The sequence below is a fragment of the Phocaeicola salanitronis DSM 18170 genome (genome assembly GCF_000190575.1).
GTDB lineage: Bacteria > Bacteroidota > Bacteroidia > Bacteroidales > Bacteroidaceae > Phocaeicola > Phocaeicola salanitronis.
The window spans coordinates 2,348,589-2,370,259 of the sequence record NC_015164.1; the positions used below are offsets into that span (position 1 = coordinate 2,348,589).

The following is a 21,671-nucleotide window of genomic DNA, read 5'->3' on the forward strand; positions in this document are numbered from 1 at the left end:
CTGGAATATATGAAAGCACTGAAAGAGCGTATTTTGCAAGACGGAAAATGTTTTGAGGGAGGAATACTCAAAGTAGACAACTTTATCAACCACCAGATGGACCCGATTCTAATGAAGTCGATGGCGGTTGAATTTGTACGCCGGTTCGCCAGCACCGATATTAATAAGGTAATGACCATCGAAGCCAGCGGAATCGCTCCTGCCATTATGGTTGGCTATCTATTGGAACTCCCTGTGGTCTTCGCCAAGAAAAAGAAACCCAGCACCATGGAAAACATGCTGGTCACTTCTGTATATTCGTTCACGAAAGACCGTTCATACGAAGTATGCGTGAGCAGCGACTATCTCTGCAAAGGAGACAAAGTCTTGTTTATTGACGATTTCCTGGCAAACGGAAACGCGGCAAAAGGCGTTATCGACTTGGTGAAACAAGCAGGAGCCGAACTGGTCGGAATGGGCTTTCTAATAGAAAAAGCGTTCCAGCACGGAGGTGATTATTTACGCGAGCAAGGAATACATGTCGAATCGCTGGCTATCATTGAAAGTTTGGATAATTGCGAAATCAAAATGAAAGAGTGATGGAAGAACCTCAATCCCCCACCCCATCTGCCGGACTGATATATGGACTGAACGACCGTCCGCCTTTGCGCGAAACCCTCTTTGCCGCCTTGCAACATTTGCTGGCTATCTTTGTAGCGATTATCACACCGCCCTTGATTATTGCCGGTGCCTTGACACTCGACCTGAATACAACAGGGTATTTAGTATCAATGGCATTGTTTGCATCTGGCATTTCCACCTTCATCCAATGCCTCCGTGTCGGATTTATCGGGTGCGGCCTGCTTTGCATACAAGGCACCAGCTTCTCGTTTATCGGCCCCATCATCTCGGCAGGGCTGACAGGAGGCTTGTCAACCATATTCGGAGCTTGCATTGCAGCGGCTTCGGTAGAGATGTTCATCAGCCGCTTATTAAAATATACCCGCAAAATCATTACCCCATTGGTATCAGGCATCGTAGTGACGCTCATCGGCATGAGCCTGATTAAGGTAGGCATTACGGCTTGCGGAGGCGGTGCCGCGGCACAGGCCGATGGCACCTTCGGAAGTGTACGCCACGTAGGGCTGGCAGCACTGGTACTTATACTCATCATTTTCTTCAACCGCAGTTCAAACCGGTACCTGCGGATGAGTTCCATCGTCATCGGGCTGGCTATCGGCTACATCGCCGCCTGGTGCTTAGGAATGGTGGATTTCTCTTCCATCCAAAACTATGGCGGGCTGAACATACCGATTCCCTTCCGGTACGGACTTTCATTTGACATTTCCTCTATCATCGCCCTGGCACTCATCTACCTTATTACCGCCATCGAGGCATACGGAGACATCACGGCAAATTCGCTCATATCGGGCGAACCGGTTGAAGGCGAGAAGTTCGTGAAGCGCGCTTCGGGAGGCATCTTTGCCGATGGCTTCAACTCCATGATAGCAGGTTGCCTCAACTCGTTCCCCAACTCCATCTTCGCCCAAAATAACGGAATGATTCAGTTGACGGGCGTGGCAAGCCGCTATGTAGGCTATTATATCGCAGGAATGCTGGTTCTGCTGGGCTTATTCCCTTCGGTAGGCCTGGTTTTCTCGCTCATGCCCGAACCGGTATTGGGAGGAGCTACCCTCCTGATGTTCGGAACGGTAGCCGCAGCCGGCATCCGCATCATCGCTTCCCAAAGCATCGACCGCAAAGCGACCCTGGTCATTGCCCTAAGCTTTGCATTCGGCTTGAGCGTAGAGCTGGTGCCCGATATCCTTTGCCAGCTTCCCGATACGTTGCGCAACATCTTCTCATCCGGCATCACCACCGGAGGCATTACGGCAATATTGGCGAATTTATTGATTCGGATAAAGTAAATGTCATGCCTTGCCTTTTTGAACCGCAAAGGATCCGGCAATCGCTTTCCTGATTTTATGCCAGCTCGGCATTTGCTTCAATTCTTTGCGTATCGGCGCGTCGTATAATAAAAACAGCAAAAAGAGGAAGATGCAGGCGTATGCCGTCCAGCCATAGATTTGCTTGACACTTATTTCCATCATCTGCGGCAAGAAGGTTTCTATATAATGAGGTATAGAGAGAGGCATTCCGCCTGAAGCTACACGCTCGATAGCTGCCCCATAACGTGCGATGTTGTCGGGAAGATAATAAGCCAGCCCCCGTGTATAAATAGCTGCCCCGATTACACCGCCCATAACCATGTGCAGCATATTGAATACGGATAACGCCTGAAAGAAATGCTGGAAACTCATGATTTCTTCCAGGCAGGTCATAAACGTGGCACTCAGCACGGCGTACGCGAAGCCGCGGCAAAATACCGGCAGGTAGAGTTGGGAGATATGAATATCCATTGAGACCAGGAAATAACATCCGGATAAATAACAGATAATCCCGCCCAGCCCGACGATAATCAGGCGCAGGTAATTGAAACGCTTTACGTGCATCCACCAATAGGCGAACAGGCAGCCCGCCAATACTCCGGCAAGCGCGGGCCAGTCCAGCCGGACGGTGGTCATCGTGCCGTAACGCATCACTTCCCCCAAATAAACTTCCTCCAAGACGTGCTCGGTGGCGAGGAACATCTCTACCAAGGTAATCAAGACCAGTATGGGCACCAAGTGGCGGTATGTCCACATTTTCGGCTCGAAAAACGGGTGACGGACGGTAAACATGCGCCCGACGCAAAAAAGAAACGTAACCAGTATGGCCATGCTTAACTGACGGAGAACCGGGCTGTTCCACCAATCGTACCAATCGCCGTAATTAAACAAGTACGCTATCTCCAGCAAAAGCGTCGCCCATAGTATGGCTCCTAACCAGTCGATGCCGAAGAGAGGAAACTTCTTGAACATACGGAAATGCCGGGTGCATATCGTCAGTACCAATAAATCGACCATCATGGCACCGCTGATGAACAGCTGCATGTAATCCCAATGGTAATGATACATCAGGCTGGTCGCGAGCAAGTCGGATAGCTGCATGCTTCCTAAGATAACAATATGCAGCAGGGGGAAGAATACCGTGAAGTCGCGTGTAGGCGTCATCCAAAGCTGGATATTCGACATGCATTCAAACGTGCCTTGTATCTTGCACATGCCTTCGATGAAGCACACCAGCCACAATGCGGGCAGAAAGGTGATGTGCGGCGCGAGCAGGTTGCACAGCAGGACACCCGTAGCCGCCCCGCACAGCAATGTCTTGTTCGTGAAACGGAACTTCATGCGGAACAGCAAAGGGAAATAGATAGCCATTCCCGCCAGGTTCGCATAAAGACACATCTGGAGGTCTTCCCGCATCAGGGCCGTTTCTCCCATCATCTGGTTCAGCGTGCCCAGATAAAGCCCGCCGGAGAACTGGAAGGTAAAGGCGATGAAAACATATATCCAGGGCCGTATCCGTTCGGGCACGAAACTCCTGAACATCGGCATGGAAAAAGGAGGGATAGTTTGTGCGGTTGCGTTCATTCTCAATACTTCACTTTACATTCTACATTGAATCCGGCTCTCAAGCGGTTCACCTTTTCCGCTTCATTGCCTTGCAGGCGGATGCGGACGGGAACCCGTTGCTCCACTTTTACGAAATTACCCGTGGCATTATCCTGCGGTATGAGGGAAAAAGCCGCTCCCGTGGCATCAGATATGGATTCCACTATACCTCTATATACAATGCCCGGAACGGCATCGGCCGTAAAAGTGACTTCCGCCCCCTCTTTGATGCGGGGGAGCTGCGTTTCGCGATAATTGGCTATCACCCACAGGTCGCTATTGTCTACAATATCCACCATCGTCTGGCCCGGCTGCACCAATTGACCTTCATGAATGCCTTTATGTCCCGTCACACCGTCACAAGTGGCGATGATAACCGTATAAGACAAATTCAAGCGCGCCAAGTCCACGGCGGCTTGCGCCAGACGGATAGCCGCCTCGTTTTGTCCCAACCGGTGCGTCTGCTCGTCCTTTGCCAGCGAAGTCGAATGCTTCAAGCGGAGCATTTGCTCGTATCGGGCATCGGCAGCCTCGTAAGCGGTCTGGATGTTATCGTATTGCTGGCGGGTAACGGCATCTTCTTCCAGCAGTTTCTTATACCGTTGCAGTTCACGCCCGGCATTGGCACGCTGCACACGGGCTTCTTCGATGCTGGCATCGTTGACGCTCAGGTTGTTCCGTACGGTGGCTATCCCTGCGTTTGTAACCTGCTGCCCCGCCAGTGCGTTCGCCAGGTCCGCCTCAGCCTGTGCCAACCGCAATTTAAACTCCGCGTCTTCAATCACAAGCAGCGTGTCTCCTTTACGCACCGGCTTGTATTCTTCGAAATAAATCTTCTTGATAAAGCCCTGCACCCGTGTGTTGACGGGAGTGATATGCTGCCTTATCTGGGCATTGTCCGTATATTCCACGTTTCCCAAATGGATGAAGCGCGAACAGACGTATGCCACGCCTATTGCCAGCAATGCAATGACAACCGTATTGTAAATCAGCTTTTTTGTCTTTCGTGTAACCATGATGATATGCAGTTTTATGAGTTTATAACGTATGTGTGATGTATTTCATTGTATAATAATTGTACAGGATGTTGATGCGGGCGTTTACCAATCCCAGGTCGGCGCTGAGCTTCATGTTGCTGGCATCCAGCATGTCGGTCAGCAATGCCATCCCGTTCTGATAGCGGTTATCGGTAACGCTGTAATTCTCGTCCGCCAGCCTGACGCTGTTCTCTTGGGTACGCAAATCGGTAAAAGCGGTCAGGAAATTTACATATCCCTCTTGTACGGCATTTTCCACTTGCTCTTGCACCAGCAGGTGGCGTTCTTGTGCCTGGCGCACGTTCAGCCGCGCCTGTTTCAGTTTCCTGTTATTCTTGAACAAGGAAGAAAAGTTGTATTTTATGCCCACGCCTATGTACCAGTAATTGAAATTGTTGTCCAATACAGGCACTTCGATGGTGATAGGGCCGTCTAAATGCTCGGCGGCGACAAGGGAAATGTGCGGAAGGCGTTCGGAGCGTTCCTGCTTCACCTTCTGCTCATTCATCCGGACAGCCGCCTGCGATTGCCTCAACAGGATGTTATTGCCCTCTGCCAGGTCCTGCCATTCTTCTTCCGTGAGTGTCAGAATCTGCCGCTCCAGTAAAGAAGTGTCGGGGCTTATTTCCGTATTTTCCGGCAAATGCAAGGTAGTCACCAACTGATGGTTGGCAATTTTACGGGCGTCTTTTACCCGCGAGAGCTGCAAGTTGAGCTGTTCTTTTTGCAGTTCATAGCGTGTAATGTCGTTTTTCAAGACCGTACCCTGTTCCCTGCGTGCCTTCATGTTGGCGATGACCTCTTCGGTCAGTTCCATGTTCTTTTCCAATACACGGATTTGATTGTCCAGCTTGTAAAGGTTCAGGTAATGCCCCACGAGCAGGAAGCGTATCTCCTGCACATTCTTCTGCAAATCAAGCTCTGCCAACAACGTCCCCAGCTCCGCCTGCCTGATGCCGCTGCTGATAGCGCCTCCCGCATAGATGACCTGTTGCGCCTCTAACGCGAAGTTATTGCCGAAGTGCGGCATGTCTACCGTCATGGCGTTGCCGAAATCCCTGTCCCATAGCTTTCCGTTGCCCCAATAGCTGGCGGAAAGAGACGCGTTCACATCCGGAAGCCTCTGCGCCTTGGCTGCTTTCAATGCTTCACGGGCAGCCTCCGTCCCCGTTTTATACGCTTGAATACTTTGGCTCTGTCCGTCGGCAAGACGGAACAATTCTTCTATGCCCATCTGTCGGGTTTGGGCACATAAACACTGGCTGCACAGGACTGCAATACACAACAGCCCTATGAGCCTTTTCTTTTTGCTCATAAGAATCGGTTATTTTATCGTGATTAAATGAATATAATAAGGAGAGAAGATGCCTACGGCTAAATCAAAGCCGCCGCACCCCATGAGTGGAAATCATGAATTTTATTTCTGTAATATACGGTACATATTTCCATATTGCCTTTCCTGTCTTCTTGTTTGCGGGGACAAAATTAGGGAAAAAAGGAATAGAATGTAACCTTACAGACCTTGCGTTTTGTATTATTTTAACTATTCTATTTGCATATCACGCTGTAAATCAGACGATATATCAAAAGCATAATCCGCACATGAGTATACCTGTCAAAAGAAAAGGAAGCCTAAGACACAACCGCTTCCCTTAAGGATGAATAGGAGCAAAGGCAGTCGGCCTATTCTACAAAGCCACAGTTTCAACTTGTTTTATCAAGCCGAAACTTTAGTTTCGTATAGCTGAAACTAAAGTTTTCACATGATAAAACCAACGAAACGACCTGTTATATGCATCCGGCAAGGAAGCCTCCATTGCCGGCTCCTCTGATGACGAAGGAATTACAGACCGGATGACATCTCAAAAAACAAGGGAAGAGAAGGATATTTTCGATGCTTGCGCTACCATATCCGGCAGATTTTGTATATGTTTGCATCAAATTAGCGTCTATGAAACCATTATCTCCAGAAACCCTTGCATTTATCCGTGCGCACCGTTCCGACAACATGCGCACCTTGGCACTTCAAGCCCCCAAATATCCCAAAGTAGACATGCCCGAAGCCCTCATCCAGATTGCGGGAAGGCAAATCGCGGAAAAGAAAATCCCTTCGTGGGCAGAGCGGGAAGACATTCGCTATCCGCAGCATTTGTCCATGGAACAATGCTCTTCCGAAGTGACGGCACGCTATAAAGCATCGCTGGCAGAAGGAGAATCATTTGCCGACCTTACGGGAGGATTCGGAGTGGACTGCGCTTTCATCGCTTCCCGGTTCCGGCGGGCAGACTACGTGGAACGCCAAGAAACACTATGCGAACTGGCGGCACACAACTTCGCTTTATTGGGATTAGACCAGATAAAGGTGCATCATGCCGATGGCATAACCTACCTGCAACACATGAATCCGGTGGACTGCCTGTACCTTGACCCTGCCCGCCGGAACAATCAAGGAGGGAAAACCGTAGCCATATCCGATTGTGAACCGGACGTAAGCCGGCTGGAATCCCTGCTGGCGGAAAAAGGAAAAATGGTGATGGTCAAGTTGTCCCCGATGTTGGACGTAGCGTTGGCGATACAGACCTTGAGATTCGTTTCACAAGTTCATATCGTAGCTGTTAATAACGAGTGCAAAGAGTTGATAATCCTGTTGAAAAAGGAAGACAAAGATACGGATAACATCGCTGGGAAAGAGATTGTTATCCATTGCGAGCAAGCTGTGAACAACCTGTTAACAACTCCGTTCATATTTACCCTGTCAGAAGAAAAGAACGCGGTATGCGAATACGCATGCCACGTAGGGAAATACCTGTACGAACCCGGCGCATCCTTGCTCAAGGCAGGAGCTTACCGCCTGCTTGGTTCGCGCTACAACGTAAAGAAACTGCATCCGAACAGCCATTTATACACATCCGACACACTTGTTGACTTTCCGGGACGTTCTTTTCAGGTAGAATCGGTATCAGGTTTTGGGAAAAAGGAACTGAAAACGTTCCTGCAAGGAATGGAGAAAGCGAATCTTACGGTACGCAATTTCCCCTCTTCCGTTGCCGAACTAAGAAAGAAACTGAAACTGAAGGAAGGGGGGAATACGTACCTCTTTGCCACGACCCTAAAGGGTGAGGAAAAAGTATTGATAAAATGCACCAAGGCAAGCGTCACGCCTGCTCTGCCTCTTTCGCTTTGAATGCCAGCGCATACATGCGTATCTGTTTCACCATAGCCAGAAGCCCGTTGCTGCGGGTGGACGAAAGGTGTTCTTTCAGTCCGAGCTTATCGATGAAATAAAGGTCGGCATTCAGGATTTCATCGGGGGTATGCCCTGAGAGGACTTTGATAAGCAGGGCGATAATCCCCTTTACAATAAGCGCATCGCTTTCTGCCTGAAAGACGATTCTTCCGTCCTCCATATCAGCCTGAAGCCATACACGGCTTTGGCATCCGTCTATCAGGTTCTCTTCTGTCTTATACTTCTCGTCAAGCGGCTCCTGCTCATTACCCAAGTCGATGAGCAACTGGTATTTGTCCATCCAATCCTCGAAGTCGCTGAACTCTTCAATGACCTCGTCTTGCAGTTCGTTGATTGTCTTCATATTTCGTTTTTATTGATGTCAGTTTCACCACAGAGGAAACAGAGTTACACAGAGGGAAAAATATAAAAGCTCTGTGAACCTCTGTGTCCTCTGTGGTGAATAAAAAGTTACTTTTCATTATAAATCACAGCCATAACGGTCTCGCCTACGGCTTGCAGTACTGTTTTATCGATGCAATCCATCGTATCGCCTACCGTGTGCCAGGTAGGGTGGAAGCCCTTTTCGCTATGCGGGTCATACCCGATGATGTCTACGCACGGGATTTGACGGAAGCGGTTTACATATATATGATCGTCTACCACTTCTCCACCTACTTCCTTCACGAAACACTGTTCGTGTCCCAAACGGTGTGCCATGTCCCATATCTTCTTCATAGGCTGGTTGGCGGTACGGGCAGAATACCCTTCGTAATAGAAAACGGCATCTTTTCCTCCCACCATATCCAGCAGGATGCCGAAACGCGCCTTATAGTCGGGCACATGCGGGAAACGTCCCCAATATTGTGAGCCCAGACACCACGTGTCTTGCTTATAATCTCCCTCATAGAATTCAGGGATGCCATAGTCTTCCGCATCAAAGAATACGATGTCGATGCCTATTGCCGGAGCCTGTTGTTGCAGGTGGCGGGCTATTTCCAATAAGACTCCCACACCGCTTGCCCCGTCATTCGCCCCGTCTATCGGCGTATGGTGATGTTCTTCCTTATCGGCATCGGCATACGGACGGCTATCCCAGTGCGCGCACAACAATACCCGTTTTTTGGTGTCGGGATTATACGAGCCGACAATGTTACGCGCTTTCAATATCTTTCCATCATAACTGATTACATCCGCATATTGGTCGTACACTTTCGCTCCAAATGCCTTGAGTTGCCCTGCCAGATACTCGCCGCACGCCCAATGGGCTTCTGTATTCGGGACACGCGGGCCGAAAGCCACTTGCCGTTCGATGTAACGGTAAGCACTATCGGCATGAAATGCCGGTGCCTGAACGAGGGAATCTGGCGTTTCCTGCCCGTTTTCAGAAGCATTCTTGTTCTTGCTGCTTCCGCACGAAGTGAAAAGCGAGACGATTACCGCCCCTAAGCAAAGCATAATGATGATTGATTTATTCATGTGATTCATTCCTATATTATTCACCACAGAGGACACAGAGATACGCAGAGGAAATAATTAAAAACCCTGTGATACGCCGTGCCCTCTGTGGCGAGATTCCATTTTAGTTAAAACTCAAATCTTCAAGCCGTCCAATATCGCGATGTAGGTTTGGATAGCCTCTTCTATCTCACTCACCATCACATATTCGTCTGCCGTATGCGAACGGGACGATTTGCCCGGCCCCATCTTGACCGAAGGGAAGTGCATCAACGCCTGGTCGGAAAGCGTAGGCGAGCCGAAGGGAACTTTCCCCAGTTCAATGGCCCGCTTTACGAAAGGATGCTCCTGGTCGATATGAGACGAATTGAGGCGGAACGAGCGTGCTTTCGCCTCGCACCGGATATGGGCGCAGATATCGGCGAACAGCTCTTCATTCGAATAGCATTCATTGCTCCGGATATCCACCACAAATGTGCATAAGTCGGGAATGACATTGTGTTGCGTGCCCGCATTGATTTGGGTCACGCTCATCTTGACGGGTCCCAAAAGCGGAGAGACCTTCGGGAACTGGAAGCTGCGGAACCATTCGATGTCGTCCAACACCTTGTATATCGCATTGTCTCCCTCCTCGCGCGCCGCATGCCCGGCTTTTCCGTGCGCCGTGACATCGAGCACCATCAATCCCTTCTCGGCAATAGCCGGCTGCATTCCGGTCGGCTCTCCTACTACTCCCAATGCAATCGGGGGCAGCTGGGGCAATACACTCTCGATGCCGCCTTTTCCCGACACCTCTTCTTCGCACGAAGCGAGGAAAATCAGGTTATAGCTTTGCGAAACGGAAGTAAGGTAACGGTATGCCTGAAACAAAGACACCACGCTCGCCCCCGCGTCATTGCTCCCCAGCCCGTAAAGCTTCCCGTTTTCCATTTTCGGGGTAAACGGCTGCTTCCTCCATCCGTTCACGGGTTTCACCGTATCGATGTGCGAGTTGAGCAATATGGTCGGGCGGCTGGTATCAAACATCGGGCTGATGCACCAGATATTGTTTCCCGAACGGCCGGTCATGATGCCGGATTCTTCAATGTAAGTCTGCAAAAAGTCGGCGGCGGCTTCCTCTTCCCTGCTGACAGAAGGTATGCCGATAAGCGAATTCAGCAGAGTAAGCGCCTCCGAAGTGTAATAACTGATATCCGATAACATAAGAATCTGTTTGTTTTGGCGCAAATATACTTCATTTATTACAAAAGAGAAAACTTTATTCCAATATTTCGGAAGCCGTAAAGATATAAAAAAACAGAAAGAGATATACTTGCTTCCAGACGAAGATATACTTCATCCGCAGTTTCATATATACTGAAACTCAAGTTTCACATAATCTAAATCCGCTGAGAAGATATATTACATGCACAAGGGAAGTACATGCCTGCCCGGCACAAGATAAGATACAACTCCATACCTGCACATTTCTTCCCATAAGATACTGCATTTATTCAAATAAAACCTTATCTTTGCAAGTAGCGATTATCAAATAAAAAGAAATTTAAATGAGCGAGTCTTATCTGTCCGGTCTGATTGAGCGGCAAGCGGAAGCGTATGGCGACCGCGCCGCATTGAAGTATCGTGATTATAAAAAAGGTGTATGGATTCCGGTCTCATGGAACCAGTTCGCCGGGAAAGTGAAACGCATTTCCCGCGCGTTGATAGCCTCGGGAGTGGGAGTGCAGGAAAACATCGGTGTCTTTTCCCAAAATATGCCGGAATGCCTGTACACCGATTTCGGCGCGTTTGCCATCCGTGCGGTTACGGTTCCGCTTTATGCCACAAGCTCCGAAGCGCAAGTGCACTACATCGTAGAGGACGCTTCCATCCGTTTCCTTTTTGTGGGCGAACAATACCAGTACGACGTGGCCTACCGGGTGCAACAATTATGCAAGACGCTGAAGCAAATCATTATCTTCAGCCCAGACGTAGCCCGTTCGCCGGAAGACATGAACTCCATCTATTATACGGACTTCCTGAAGCAGGGAGAAAGCGTAGAGCATCAGGCGGAAGCAGAGAGACGCAGAAGCGAATCGGGGCCCGCCGACCTTGCCAATATCCTTTACACATCGGGGACTACCGGCGAATCGAAAGGCGTGATGCTGCATCATTCGTGCTACGAAGCCGCTTTCCGCGCCCACGACATCGTGCTGAAAACACTCAGCGACCGGGATGTAATCATGAATTTCCTGCCCTTTACCCATGTATTCGAACGCGCCTGGTCGTATTATTGCCTTACGAAAGGATGCCTGATGTGCATCAACCTGTATCCGCAGGATATCCAAATGACCATCAAGGAAGTCCGTCCCACCGCCATGTGCAGCGTGCCTCGTTTTTGGGAGAAGGTATATGCCGGCGTGCACGAAAAAATAAACGAAGCCTCAGGGCTGAAGAAGAGCCTGATGCTGGATGCCCTGAAAACCGGCTACGAGCACAACATCCGTTACCTGATGAACGGGCAAACCCCTCCTCCCCTGCTGCACATGAAATACAAGTTTTACGAACGCACCATATATAATGTATTGAAGAAAACCATCGGCATCGAGAACGGCAATTTCTTCCCCACCGCCGGTGCCGCCGTATCGAAAGAAATAGAAGAGTTTGTCCATTCGGTAGGCATCAATATGGTGGTAGGATATGGACTGACCGAAACTACTGCCACCGTTTCGCTCGGCTGGCTGGACGACTTCCGTACCGGTTCGGTAGGCAAGACGATACCGGGGCTGGAGCTGAAATTCGGAGAGAACAATGAAATCTTGCTCCGGGGCGAAACCGTGACCAAAGGATATTATAAAAAGGAGAACCTGACGCGGAGCCTGATAAGCGAAGACGGATGGTTCCATACGGGAGATGCCGGTTATATGAAAGACGGTTTCTTATACCTGACCGACCGTATCAAGGATTTGTTCAAGACTTCGAACGGAAAGTACATCGCTCCGCAAGCCATCGAGACCAAGCTGGTGGTAGACCGGTATATCGACCAAGTGTCTATCATCGCCGACCAGCGCAAGTTCGTATCGGCATTGATTGTGCCCGAGTACAGGCAAGTGGAGAAATATGCCAAAGACCGCCACATCGCTTATACCGACCGGAAAGACCTGCTGCAAAAGCCCGAAATCATCGCTCTGTTCCAAATGCGCATAGACACCTTGCAGCAAGAGTTTGCGCATTACGAGCAAATCAAGAAGTTCACCCTCCTCCCCGAGCCTTTCAGCATGGAAAAAGGGGAACTGACCAATACCTTGAAAATCAAACGGCAGGTATTGATGCAAAACTATGCGGAAGAAATCGAGAAGATGTATGAAGAATGATTTTCTTTCTGCCTTATTTTTATGCTTGCGCAAAAAGTGGTAACTTTGCACCCGGACAAAAAGAGGAATAGATAAGTATGATAACAACAGACCAACTTAAAGACATAAAAGAACGCACCGAAGCGCTCTACCGTTACTTGGACATTGAGAATAAAAAGGTGCAAGTAGAAGAAGAGCAGCTCCGCACTCAAGCTCCGGGATTCTGGGATGACGCCAAGAAAGCGGAAGCTCAGATGAAGAAGGTCAAGACCTTGCAAGGTTGGATTGACGGATACAACGAAGTGAAAACTTTGGCGGACGAGCTGGAACTGGCATTCGATTTCTATAAAGACGAACTGGTGTCGGAAGCGGAAGTGGACGAAGCATACGTCCAGGCGCAGAAGGCCGTAGAAGAACTGGAACTGAAAAACATGTTGCGTTCCGAAGCCGACCAAATGGATTGCGTATTGAAAATCAATTCGGGTGCGGGAGGTACGGAAAGCCAAGACTGGGCATCGATGCTGATGCGCATGTATATGCGCTGGGCGGAAAGCCACGGATACAAATTGTCGGTAGCAAACCTCCAGGAAGGCGATGAAGCAGGCATCAAGACCGTAACGATGAACATCGAAGGTGCGTATGCCTACGGATACCTGAAAGGGGAAAACGGCGTGCACCGCCTGGTGCGTGTCTCTCCCTATAACGCACAAGGAAAGCGCATGACTTCGTTCGCCTCGGTCTTTGTCACTCCGCTGGTCGACGACTCTATCGAAGTGACGGTAGAACCGGCACGCCTGTCGTGGGATACGTTCCGAAGCGGAGGCGCCGGAGGGCAGAACGTCAACAAGGTCGAATCGGGCGTACGCCTGCGCTATCAATACAAGGACCCCTATACCGGCGAGGAAGAGGAAATCCTGATTGAAAATACCGAGACGCGCGACCAGCCGAAGAACAAGGAAAACGCCATGCGCCAGCTGCGCTCTATCCTGTACGATAAAGAGCTACAGCACCGAATGGAAGAGCAAGCCAAGGTGGAAGCAGGAAAGAAGAAAATCGAATGGGGTTCGCAGATACGGAGCTACGTGTTCGATGACCGCCGCGTGAAAGACCACCGCACCAATTTCCAGACATCGGATGTAAACGGGGTTATGGACGGAAAGATAGACGGGTTTATCAAAGCTTACCTGATGGAATTTTCGGATAGCGAGATGTAAAAATGAAGAAATAGTTGGCTCTTTTCAAAATAGTTTGTATTTTTGGGTTTGAGTTTAATCTAAAAATAGAATCACTATGGGAACAAAACACCGGAAACCAAACAACAGCCGTAGAGAAGAGGAAAAGGCCAATCGCGTATTCAAGAATATCTGCATCGTATTAGTCGTCCTTGCCATTTTATTCATCGCCATCGCTTTGGTTATTTAACGCTTTTTCGGACATGCCTCAGGAAATAGAACGCAAGTTTTTAGTGACGGACGAATCTTACCGCCGGATGGCACACAAGAAAAGCCGGATTGAGCAGGGCTATATTTGCAGCGCCCGAGGGAAAACGGTGAGAATCCGCATACGGGACGACAAAGGCTATATCACAATCAAAGGACCTTCCAATGCGTCGGGCACCAGCCGCTACGAATGGGAACAAGAAATTCCCTTGAACGATGCGGAAGAGCTAATGGCTCTGTGCGAACCGGGACGCATTGAGAAGGTCCGCTATTTGGTGGACTTTAGCGGACACACGTTCGAAGTGGATGAATTCCATGGGGAAAACGAAGGCCTGACCGTAGCGGAAGTTGAGTTAGGCTCGGAAGCGGAAGCGGTAGAGCTGCCCGCCTTTATCGGTGAAGAAGTGACCGGACAAACCAAGTACTACAATTCGTTCTTGATGAAGCAACCGTACACGATGTGGGAATAAGCACAATGTGCCAATGTGCTAATGTGCCAATGTGAGAATAAACAATGCGCTAATGTCTTTTATGCATTTGCACATTCCCACATTAGCACATTGGCTCATTGACACATTGGCACATTATTTTATTAGCACATTAAAAAAATCCTCCTGTAAACTATCCGAAAAGGGGATAAAAACTATCAGATAACAGATTTCACCCGGTAGAATACCAGATTTCAGGACATGAGCGAGCTATTTAAAGGGTAATATTGCAGTGTCGATGAGACACAAACAAATATTAACCAATAAATAGCAAACAAATGGTAGCAACAAATTTTACCCAGAACTTACTGAATGTCCAAACCGAATTACATACTTTCGCATATAAGCTTACGGCAGACCGTGAAGACGCAAACGACCTTCTGCAAGAAACTTCATTGAAGGCATTATATAATATGGAGAAGTATGCAGACGAAACCAATTTTAAAGGATGGATGTACACCATCATGCGCAACATCTTTATCAACAATTACCGCAAGACCTTGCGTGACCAGACCTATACAGATCCGACCGATAACCAATATTACCTGAACAAGCAACAGGACATAGAAGGAGATTCGGTTGAAGCCGGATACGACTTGAAAGAGATGAGACGCATCGTCAATGCCCTGCCGGCAGAATACCGCCAGCCTTTCTCGATGTATGTATCGGGATTCAAATACCGCGAGATAGCCGAAAAATTAGGATTGCCATTGGGAACCGTCAAGAGCCGCATCCATTTTACCCGGAAAAAGCTGCAGACGGAATTAAAGGATTTCCGGTAAAACCGTTTTGATGAACATAAGTGAGTTGCCCGTTTCACATAAGTAACTTGGGCACTTCACATAAGTAAGTCAGCCTTATCACTTATGTTCGTTTAAGGACTATATTTTCTAAAACAGTTCCTGCAAGACCCGCAAGGATTTCATTTCAGGGAAATCGGGCAAATGAAGCCGGTAATATTCATTAATAATATCCAAGCAACGGTTGCGCTCCGTATGATTCATGCCGAAAAGATGCATCGTTTCATAATTCATGCGCATCAGGTTGCGGATATGAGAAGCTTCTTCAGGGAACACGAACATGCCATGCGAAGGAGGAGACGGAACGAAACAAGCGTTCAGCAGGTCAAAATAATCTCCCGACGCATAATCCTCTGTATTGGGATACAAGCCCAAGAAACGGGACAAGCGCATCAAGAACACCAAATGGAAATTAGCGAAACTTTTCCCGCAAGCGTCCAGCCATTGCACCGAGTGGACAAGATAAGCGAAAAGAGGAAGATTTGCCGCCTCCTCTTTCAATGCCCGATACAGGAATTCAGCCAAGAACAAGGCGATAGCGGATTTATAAGGGTCGTATGGCAAAGACTGGAACACATGCCACGCCTTTGCTTCCCGAACCGGATGCAATCCCGCATGAGGACGCACTTCGGCATCAAACTCCACCAACGATAAAGGCTGGAAAAGCACCTGCCGCACCATAGACTTGCGCGAACGTTGCGCCGGAATCAGGAACGACATCCTTCCGCCCTGTTCCGTATAAACGTGCGCAATGTTCGAACGGTCATTGTATTTCAACGTATGCAATACGATTCCTCTATGTTTCTGTAGCATAATCTTCACTCTTCTCGGCAAAGATATGCATTTTTTTGCTGAAAGTTTTGCAGGAATAAAAAAAACTTCCTACCTTTGCATCCGCAAACGAGAGATACCTATCCTCGCGAGTGTCAAGGATGGCCCGTTCGTCTATCGGTTAGGACGCAAGATTTTCATTCTTGAAAGGGGAGTTCGATTCTCCCACGGGCTACATAATAAACAGAATCACGAACAATATTTTAAAGATTAGTCGAGATGGCAAATCACAAATCATCTATCAAAAGAATCAGACAAGCTGAAAAAAGAAGACTTCACAACAGATATTATGCAAAAACCATGCGTAACGCCGTGAAGAAACTTCGTATGACTACTGACAAGACAGAAGCAGTAGCAATGTATCCTAATGTACAGAAGATTTTGGATAAATTGGCAAAACGCAACATTATCCACAAGAACAAAGCTGCGAACTTGAAGTCGAAATTGGCTGCCCACATCGCTAAGTTGGCTTAAGTAATCAAGCACAAAAAAGATAGCAAGGTTGAATCTTCCCGATTCAGCCTTTTGTCGTTTATGGCACAGTACACAGATGCCATGAAAACATCAACATTTCAGCATTTTTAGGGAGCAAAACAAGCGGAATCTCACGAAAAATCCGTAACTTTGGACGTTAAAAAACTATCATAGAAAGAAATGAGCGAAGAACTGACCCCAAAGGGCGGGAACACGTATTCGGCAAGCAGCATCCAAGTGCTGGAAGGGCTGGAAGCCGTACGGAAACGTCCCGCAATGTATATCGGCGACATTAGTGAAAAAGGATTGCATCACTTGGTATATGAAGTGGTGGACAACTCTATTGATGAAGCCCTCGCCGGTTATTGTACCCACATAGAAGTAACCATTAACGAAGACAACTCCATCACCGTACAAGATAACGGACGCGGTATTCCGGTAGATTTCCACGAAAAAGAAAAGAAATCGGCGCTGGAAGTCGTAATGACCGTACTGCATGCCGGAGGCAAGTTCGACAAAGGTTCGTATAAGGTCTCCGGAGGTTTGCATGGCGTGGGCGTGTCGTGCGTGAACGCATTGTCCACACACATGATAACCAATGTCTTCCGGAACGGAAAAATCTACCAGCAAGAATATGCATGCGGCAAGCCGCTTTATCCGGTAAAAGAAGTCGGAACGACCGACATCACCGGAACACGGCAGACTTTCTGGCCTGACGCGTCGATATTCACCGTTACCGAATACAAATACAACATCCTTCAGGCACGTATGCGCGAACTGGCATACCTGAACAAAGGCATTACGATTACCCTGACCGACAAGCGCGAAAAAGAAGAAGACGGCTCGTACAAACAGGAAGTATTCCATTCGGAAGAAGGAGTGAAAGAGTTCGTGCGCTTCCTCAACTCGACCAATACCCCGCTTATCGATGACGTGATTTACCTCAACACCGAAAAGCAAGGCGTCCCCATCGAATGCGCCATCATGTACAACACGGGCTTCCGCGAGAACCTGCATTCGTATGTAAACAACATCAATACCATCGAAGGCGGTACACACGAGGCCGGCTTCCGCACCGCATTGACCCGCGTATTGAAGAAATACGCCGAAGACAGCAAAGCGTTGGAAAAAGCCAAGGTAGAAATATCGGGCGAAGACTTCCGTGAAGGCTTGATAGCCGTCATTTCGGTAAAGGTGGCAGAACCCCAATTCGAAGGGCAGACCAAAACCAAGCTGGGAAACAACGAAGTAAGCGGAGCCGTCAACCAAGCCGTTGGCGAAGCCCTGACCTACTATCTGGAAGAACATCCGAAAGAAGCCAAACTCATCGTAGACAAGGTGGTGCTGGCAGCTACAGCACGTATCGCAGCCCGCAAGGCACGCGAATCGGTGCAACGCAAAAGTCCGATGGGCGGAGGAGGCCTTCCGGGAAAACTCGCCGACTGTTCCAGTCGCACACCTGAAGAATGTGAGCTGTTCCTTGTCGAGGGAGATTCTGCAGGCGGTTCGGCAAAACAGGGCAGAAGCCGCCAGTTCCAGGCCATCCTGCCTTTGCGAGGTAAAATCCTGAACGTAGAAAAAGCCATGTGGCACAAGGCGTTCGAGAGTGATGAGGTGAACAACATCATCCAGGCACTGGGTGTACGCTTCGGCGTAGACGACTCGGAAGACAGCAAGAAGGCAAACATCGACAAGCTGCGCTACAACAAGGTGATTATCATGACCGATGCCGATGTCGACGGCTCACACATCGACACCCTCATCATGACTTTGTTTTACCGCTATATGCCCGAAGTGATTCAAGGCGGACACTTGTATATCGCCAACCCTCCCCTCTACAAATGCTCAAAAGGGAAAGTCAGCGAATATTGCTACACCGATGAAGAACGTCAGGCATTCATGCAAAAATACGGTGACGGTACCGAAACCGGCATCCATACCCAACGCTACAAAGGTTTGGGAGAGATGAATCCGGAACAATTGTGGGAAACCACCATGAATCCGGAAACCCGTATCCTGAAGCAGGTCAGCATCGAAAATGCAGCCGAAGCCGACTACATCTTCTCCATGCTGATGGGCGATGATGTGGCTCCGCGCCGCGAATTTATCGAGAAACACGCTACTTATGCGAACATTGACGCATAAGCAGCTTTTATTCATAACTTCAATATTATTTAAAAATCCTAATCTCGCGTCTTACAACGAGGAAAGCTCCGCAACCCGAAAGGGATGCGGAGCTTTTTATTTGGACATAACCTTCCTGGTTGCAGAATAAATCCTCACTCAGTCAGAAATATTTCTTCGCAAAAAGCGCATGTTCTCATTTAATTTCCTTACTTTTGAAACAAGCAAACTTTAACTTTACGAGAATATGAAATTTACGTTCCGCATTCAATACCATACCGTTTGGGGAGAGGACCTGCGGGTCATCTTCCAAAATGATGAGACACACGTATTTCCGCTTTCTACCCGCGATGGAAGCAACTGGCAAGGGAGCTGCGACTACCTTCCTTCGGAAAACGAACGCACAATCCCATACCGTTACGGAGTATTTCGGGATGATGTGTGCATCCGGAAAGAACTGGGCGTCATTCCACATACGGTTTATCTGGGCAATGCCCAGCAACACCGGTACATTATCGATGATTGCTGGCGTGACCTTCCTGCCGAAAACTACCGGTATAGTTCCGCCTTCGATGAACCTCATCCGACAGAACGGCCCAACCGGTTGAGCAATAATATCGGAAGCTGCATCACCTTCCGCGCCCTATGCCCCAACCTGCATGCGGAAGGAAGGGTGTTGGGAATCATCGGGAGTTGCAACGCCTTGGGGAATTGGGAATATTGCCGTCCGATCCGGATGAACGAAGCAGCCCCTAATGTATGGCAACTCACATTGGATGCGGCCACTTTGAAATCGCCTTTCGAATACAAGTTCGTAGCGATTAACGAGAAAACCGGAGCCGTGGAAGAATGGGAAACCCGCCCCAACCGTTTGTTTCAGATACAGCCTATCCAGCGGGGCGAGACGTATCTGCCTGCCGAAGCCGAAGTATTCTTCAACCGTCTTCCGCACCGTATCGCCGGAACCGCTATCCCAGTATTTTCCCTTCGTTCGGAAGGAAGCTGTGGAGTGGGAGACTTCGGAGACTTGAAAAAATTTATTGCTTGGGCGGCATCAACCGGACAGCGTGCCGTACAGATTCTTCCCATCAATGACACGACAATGACAGGCACATGGATGGATTCTTATCCTTATAACAGCATTTCGATTTATGCCTTCCACCCCATGTATATTGACCTGCGCCAGCTTCCGGAACTAACAGATGAAACAGATATGAAAGCGTTTGAAAAACAGCGCAAAATGCTTAACAGCATGTCATCGGTAAATTATGAACAAGTCAACCAAACGAAAAGAAAATATCTTCAAGCCATATTCCGACAAGCCGGAGAACAGATTTTGGCAGAGCCTGAATATAAGGCTTTTTTTGCCAAAAACGAAGAGTGGCTGATTCCTTACGCGGCATTTTCTTGTTTGCGTGACCATTACGGAACCGCTGACTTCAGGCAATGGGGAAAAGACAGTGTCTATCATGCAGGACAAGCCAGGCAAATGGCAACGAGCGGAAGCCCTTTCTATCCTGCGATGGCATTTTATTATTTCTTGCAATACGAGCTTCATGTCCAGCTATCGGATGCCTGCACGTATGCACGGAGCAAGGGGATTATCATTAAAGGAGACATCCCGATCGGCATCAGCCGCAATAGTGTAGAGGCATGGGTAGAACCTTATTACTTCAACATGAACGGACAAGCGGGCGCTCCCCCTGATGCATTCTCTGCCAACGGACAAAACTGGGGGATGCCGACTTACAACTGGCAAATCATGGAAAAAGACGGTTATCAATGGTGGAAACGCCGCTTCCAGAAAATGGCAGAATACTTCACCGCATACCGCATCGACCATATCCTCGGCTTCTTCCGTATTTGGGAAATCCCCTATCATGCCGTGCACGGCCTGTTGGGGCAATTCGTTCCTGCACTCCCCATGAGCAAAGATGAAATTCAAAGCTTCGGGCTTAATTTCGATAAAGAAATGATGACACGCCCTTACATTAGCGATGCGCTTTTAGATTCGATGTTCGGAACGCATGCCCATGAAATCCGCCGCACTTTCTTGCGCCGTATGCAGAACGGGCTTTATGCCTTACGTCCCGAATTCAATACGCAACGGAAAGTACAAGCCTATTTTGCAAAAACAGACGAAAAAGCAAGTGAAGAAATTTGCGAAAAACTTTACTCGCTCATCAGCAATGTGCTTTTCATTGCCGACAGAGACAATCCTGAAATGTATCATCCGCGCATCGGAGTGCAAAACGATTCTGTATTCCGACAGCTTAGCATGAAAGAACAAGAAGCGTTCAACCGTTTGTACAATCATTACTATTACGAGCGGCATAATGAATTCTGGTATCATGAAGCCATGAAAAAACTGCCTGTCCTGTTACAAGCAACTCCCATGTTGGTTTGCGGAGAAGATTTAGGCATGGTTCCGGGCTGCGTACCCTGGGTGATGAACCAGCTTCAGATACTTTCACTCGAAATCCAACGGATGCCCAAGAAAACAGGTATCGAATTCGGAAAGCTGGATGAGTATCCGTACCTTTCGGTTTGCACCATCGGCACACACGACATGACCACTCTCCGAGGGTGGTGGAAAGAAAACCCGGAACAAACCGGCCGCTTCTATTACAACGAGTTACATCATTGGGGGAAAGTACCGGAAGACGCTCCCGGATGGTTGTGCGAAGAAATACTCCGGCATCACCTGCAATGCCCGTCTATGCTTTGCATCCTGACGTGGCAAGACTGGACTTCAATGGATGAAACGCTTCGCAATCCGAATATTGATGCCGAACGGATTAACATTCCCGCCAATCCTCGCCACTATTGGCGCTGGCGCATGCACATCACCCTTGAAAAGCTGACGGGACTTTCCGAGTTCAACCAGCACATCCGCCAAATGATAGAAGAGAGCGAGCGAATGAACTAA

At 48.7% G+C, this 21,671-nt stretch carries 18 protein-coding genes and 1 tRNA gene; 12 read left to right on the forward strand and 7 right to left on the reverse strand.

What is annotated here, in order from left to right; translation table 11 throughout:
* The first annotated feature begins 9 nt into the window (after window positions 1-9).
* On the forward strand, window positions 10-579 hold the full coding sequence (xpt, locus tag BACSA_RS10220; protein WP_013618030.1) for a xanthine phosphoribosyltransferase: 570 nt from the start codon (window positions 10-12) through the stop codon (window positions 577-579).
* Window positions 579-1,907: a nucleobase:cation symporter-2 family protein gene (locus BACSA_RS10225; protein ID WP_013618031.1), complete on the forward strand. Its 1,329-nt coding sequence runs from the start codon at window positions 579-581 to the stop codon at window positions 1,905-1,907. The genes xpt and BACSA_RS10225 overlap by 1 nt, the downstream gene beginning before the upstream one ends.
* A gap of 3 nt (window positions 1,908-1,910) precedes the next feature.
* On the opposite strand, the gene BACSA_RS10230 is transcribed toward BACSA_RS10225, so the two are convergent.
* Genes BACSA_RS10230 through BACSA_RS10240 form a run of 3 tightly spaced genes read right to left on the reverse strand, consistent with a single transcriptional unit; the run spans window position 1,911 to window position 5,885 of the window.
* Window positions 1,911-3,512 carry a hypothetical protein gene (locus BACSA_RS10230; RefSeq protein ID WP_013618032.1) on the reverse strand — a complete coding sequence of 534 codons (1,602 nt, stop codon included), beginning with the start codon at window positions 3,510-3,512 and terminating at the stop codon, window positions 1,911-1,913.
* 2 nt (window positions 3,513-3,514) lie between these two features.
* The gene (locus BACSA_RS10235; RefSeq protein ID WP_013618033.1) at window positions 3,515-4,549 is read right to left on the reverse strand and encodes an HlyD family secretion protein; all 1,035 of its coding nucleotides are present in this window, start codon (window positions 4,547-4,549) and stop codon (window positions 3,515-3,517) included.
* Between the two features lie 22 nt (window positions 4,550-4,571).
* Entirely contained in the window at window positions 4,572-5,885 is a 1,314-nt protein-coding gene (locus BACSA_RS10240; RefSeq protein ID WP_013618034.1) for a TolC family protein, read from the reverse strand.
* A gap of 636 nt (window positions 5,886-6,521) precedes the next feature.
* Here BACSA_RS10240 and BACSA_RS10245 point away from each other — a divergent pair.
* Window positions 6,522-7,754 carry a class I SAM-dependent methyltransferase gene (locus BACSA_RS10245; RefSeq protein ID WP_013618035.1) on the forward strand — a complete coding sequence of 411 codons (1,233 nt, stop codon included), beginning with the start codon at window positions 6,522-6,524 and terminating at the stop codon, window positions 7,752-7,754.
* Here the strand turns inward: BACSA_RS10245 and BACSA_RS10250 are convergent.
* The 3 genes from BACSA_RS10250 to BACSA_RS10260 all read right to left on the reverse strand — a co-directional run bounded on the left by BACSA_RS10250 (window position 7,726) and on the right by BACSA_RS10260 (window position 10,457).
* Window positions 7,726-8,160, reverse strand: coding sequence for a SufE family protein (locus BACSA_RS10250; protein WP_013618036.1), 435 nt, complete (start codon window positions 8,158-8,160; stop codon window positions 7,726-7,728). The two genes, BACSA_RS10245 and BACSA_RS10250, sit on opposite strands and share 29 nt — an antisense overlap.
* A gap of 107 nt (window positions 8,161-8,267) precedes the next feature.
* The gene (locus BACSA_RS10255) at window positions 8,268-9,275 is read right to left on the reverse strand and encodes a M20 family metallopeptidase (RefSeq protein ID WP_245546539.1); all 1,008 of its coding nucleotides are present in this window, start codon (window positions 9,273-9,275) and stop codon (window positions 8,268-8,270) included.
* 114 nt (window positions 9,276-9,389) lie between these two features.
* Window positions 9,390-10,457, reverse strand: a complete 1,068-nt coding sequence (locus tag BACSA_RS10260) for a M20 family metallo-hydrolase (protein ID WP_013618038.1) — start codon at window positions 10,455-10,457, stop codon at window positions 9,390-9,392.
* 344 nt (window positions 10,458-10,801) lie between these two features.
* Between BACSA_RS10260 and BACSA_RS10265 the strand changes: the two genes are divergently transcribed.
* The 5 genes from BACSA_RS10265 to BACSA_RS10280 all read left to right on the forward strand — a co-directional run bounded on the left by BACSA_RS10265 (window position 10,802) and on the right by BACSA_RS10280 (window position 15,295).
* A complete protein-coding gene (locus tag BACSA_RS10265; RefSeq protein WP_013618039.1) occupies window positions 10,802-12,607 on the forward strand; it encodes an AMP-dependent synthetase/ligase in 1,806 nt (601 codons plus the stop codon).
* A gap of 77 nt (window positions 12,608-12,684) precedes the next feature.
* Entirely contained in the window at window positions 12,685-13,800 is a 1,116-nt protein-coding gene (gene prfB, locus BACSA_RS10270) for a peptide chain release factor 2 (protein WP_013618040.1), read from the forward strand.
* A gap of 76 nt (window positions 13,801-13,876) precedes the next feature.
* Window positions 13,877-14,008, forward strand: a complete 132-nt coding sequence (locus BACSA_RS20755; protein WP_013618041.1) for a hypothetical protein — start codon at window positions 13,877-13,879, stop codon at window positions 14,006-14,008.
* A 13-nt stretch (window positions 14,009-14,021) separates the two neighbouring features.
* Window positions 14,022-14,495 (forward strand): CYTH domain-containing protein, encoded by a 474-nt coding sequence (locus BACSA_RS10275; RefSeq protein ID WP_013618042.1) that lies wholly within the window; start codon window positions 14,022-14,024, stop codon window positions 14,493-14,495.
* Window positions 14,496-14,791: 296 nt separating this feature from the next.
* Window positions 14,792-15,295 (forward strand): RNA polymerase sigma factor, encoded by a 504-nt coding sequence (locus BACSA_RS10280; RefSeq protein WP_013618043.1) that lies wholly within the window; start codon window positions 14,792-14,794, stop codon window positions 15,293-15,295.
* A 108-nt stretch (window positions 15,296-15,403) separates the two neighbouring features.
* On the opposite strand, the gene recO is transcribed toward BACSA_RS10280, so the two are convergent.
* A complete protein-coding gene (gene recO / locus BACSA_RS10285; protein ID WP_013618044.1) occupies window positions 15,404-16,126 on the reverse strand; it encodes a DNA repair protein RecO in 723 nt (240 codons plus the stop codon).
* Window positions 16,127-16,247: 121 nt separating this feature from the next.
* Between recO and BACSA_RS10290 the strand changes: the two genes are divergently transcribed.
* The 4 genes from BACSA_RS10290 (at window position 16,248) to BACSA_RS10305 (ending at window position 21,671) form a co-directional block, all read left to right on the forward strand.
* Window positions 16,248-16,319: transfer RNA gene (locus tag BACSA_RS10290), tRNA-Glu, on the forward strand.
* Between the two features lie 44 nt (window positions 16,320-16,363).
* Window positions 16,364-16,618 (forward strand): 30S ribosomal protein S20, encoded by a 255-nt coding sequence (rpsT, locus tag BACSA_RS10295; RefSeq protein WP_013618045.1) that lies wholly within the window; start codon window positions 16,364-16,366, stop codon window positions 16,616-16,618.
* Window positions 16,619-16,798: 180 nt separating this feature from the next.
* Entirely contained in the window at window positions 16,799-18,763 is a 1,965-nt protein-coding gene (gene gyrB / locus BACSA_RS10300) for a DNA topoisomerase (ATP-hydrolyzing) subunit B (RefSeq protein ID WP_013618046.1), read from the forward strand.
* Window positions 18,764-18,989: 226 nt separating this feature from the next.
* Window positions 18,990-21,671: a 4-alpha-glucanotransferase gene (locus BACSA_RS10305; RefSeq protein ID WP_013618047.1), complete on the forward strand. Its 2,682-nt coding sequence runs from the start codon at window positions 18,990-18,992 to the stop codon at window positions 21,669-21,671.

What these genes read in the sequence shown, in the direction of transcription:
- xpt (WP_013618030.1), top strand. Translation starts at nt 10, where the DNA reads ATGAAAGCACTGAAAGAGCGTATTTTGCAAGACGGAAAATGTTTTGAG.
- BACSA_RS10225 (WP_013618031.1), top strand. Translation starts at nt 579, where the DNA reads ATGGAAGAACCTCAATCCCCCACCCCATCTGCCGGACTGATATATGGA.
- BACSA_RS10230 (WP_013618032.1), bottom strand. Translation starts at nt 3,512, where the DNA reads ATGAACGCAACCGCACAAACTATCCCTCCTTTTTCCATGCCGATGTTC.
- BACSA_RS10235 (WP_013618033.1), bottom strand. Translation starts at nt 4,549, where the DNA reads ATGGTTACACGAAAGACAAAAAAGCTGATTTACAATACGGTTGTCATT.
- BACSA_RS10240 (WP_013618034.1), bottom strand. Translation starts at nt 5,885, where the DNA reads ATGAGCAAAAAGAAAAGGCTCATAGGGCTGTTGTGTATTGCAGTCCTG.
- BACSA_RS10245 (WP_013618035.1), top strand. Translation starts at nt 6,522, where the DNA reads ATGAAACCATTATCTCCAGAAACCCTTGCATTTATCCGTGCGCACCGT.
- BACSA_RS10250 (WP_013618036.1), bottom strand. Translation starts at nt 8,160, where the DNA reads ATGAAGACAATCAACGAACTGCAAGACGAGGTCATTGAAGAGTTCAGC.
- BACSA_RS10255 (WP_245546539.1), bottom strand. Translation starts at nt 9,275, where the DNA reads ATGAATAAATCAATCATCATTATGCTTTGCTTAGGGGCGGTAATCGTC.
- BACSA_RS10260 (WP_013618038.1), bottom strand. Translation starts at nt 10,457, where the DNA reads ATGTTATCGGATATCAGTTATTACACTTCGGAGGCGCTTACTCTGCTG.
- BACSA_RS10265 (WP_013618039.1), top strand. Translation starts at nt 10,802, where the DNA reads ATGAGCGAGTCTTATCTGTCCGGTCTGATTGAGCGGCAAGCGGAAGCG.
- prfB (WP_013618040.1), top strand. Translation starts at nt 12,685, where the DNA reads ATGATAACAACAGACCAACTTAAAGACATAAAAGAACGCACCGAAGCG.
- BACSA_RS20755 (WP_013618041.1), top strand. Translation starts at nt 13,877, where the DNA reads ATGGGAACAAAACACCGGAAACCAAACAACAGCCGTAGAGAAGAGGAA.
- BACSA_RS10275 (WP_013618042.1), top strand. Translation starts at nt 14,022, where the DNA reads ATGCCTCAGGAAATAGAACGCAAGTTTTTAGTGACGGACGAATCTTAC.
- BACSA_RS10280 (WP_013618043.1), top strand. Translation starts at nt 14,792, where the DNA reads ATGGTAGCAACAAATTTTACCCAGAACTTACTGAATGTCCAAACCGAA.
- recO (WP_013618044.1), bottom strand. Translation starts at nt 16,126, where the DNA reads ATGCTACAGAAACATAGAGGAATCGTATTGCATACGTTGAAATACAAT.
- rpsT (WP_013618045.1), top strand. Translation starts at nt 16,364, where the DNA reads ATGGCAAATCACAAATCATCTATCAAAAGAATCAGACAAGCTGAAAAA.
- gyrB (WP_013618046.1), top strand. Translation starts at nt 16,799, where the DNA reads ATGAGCGAAGAACTGACCCCAAAGGGCGGGAACACGTATTCGGCAAGC.
- BACSA_RS10305 (WP_013618047.1), top strand. Translation starts at nt 18,990, where the DNA reads ATGAAATTTACGTTCCGCATTCAATACCATACCGTTTGGGGAGAGGAC.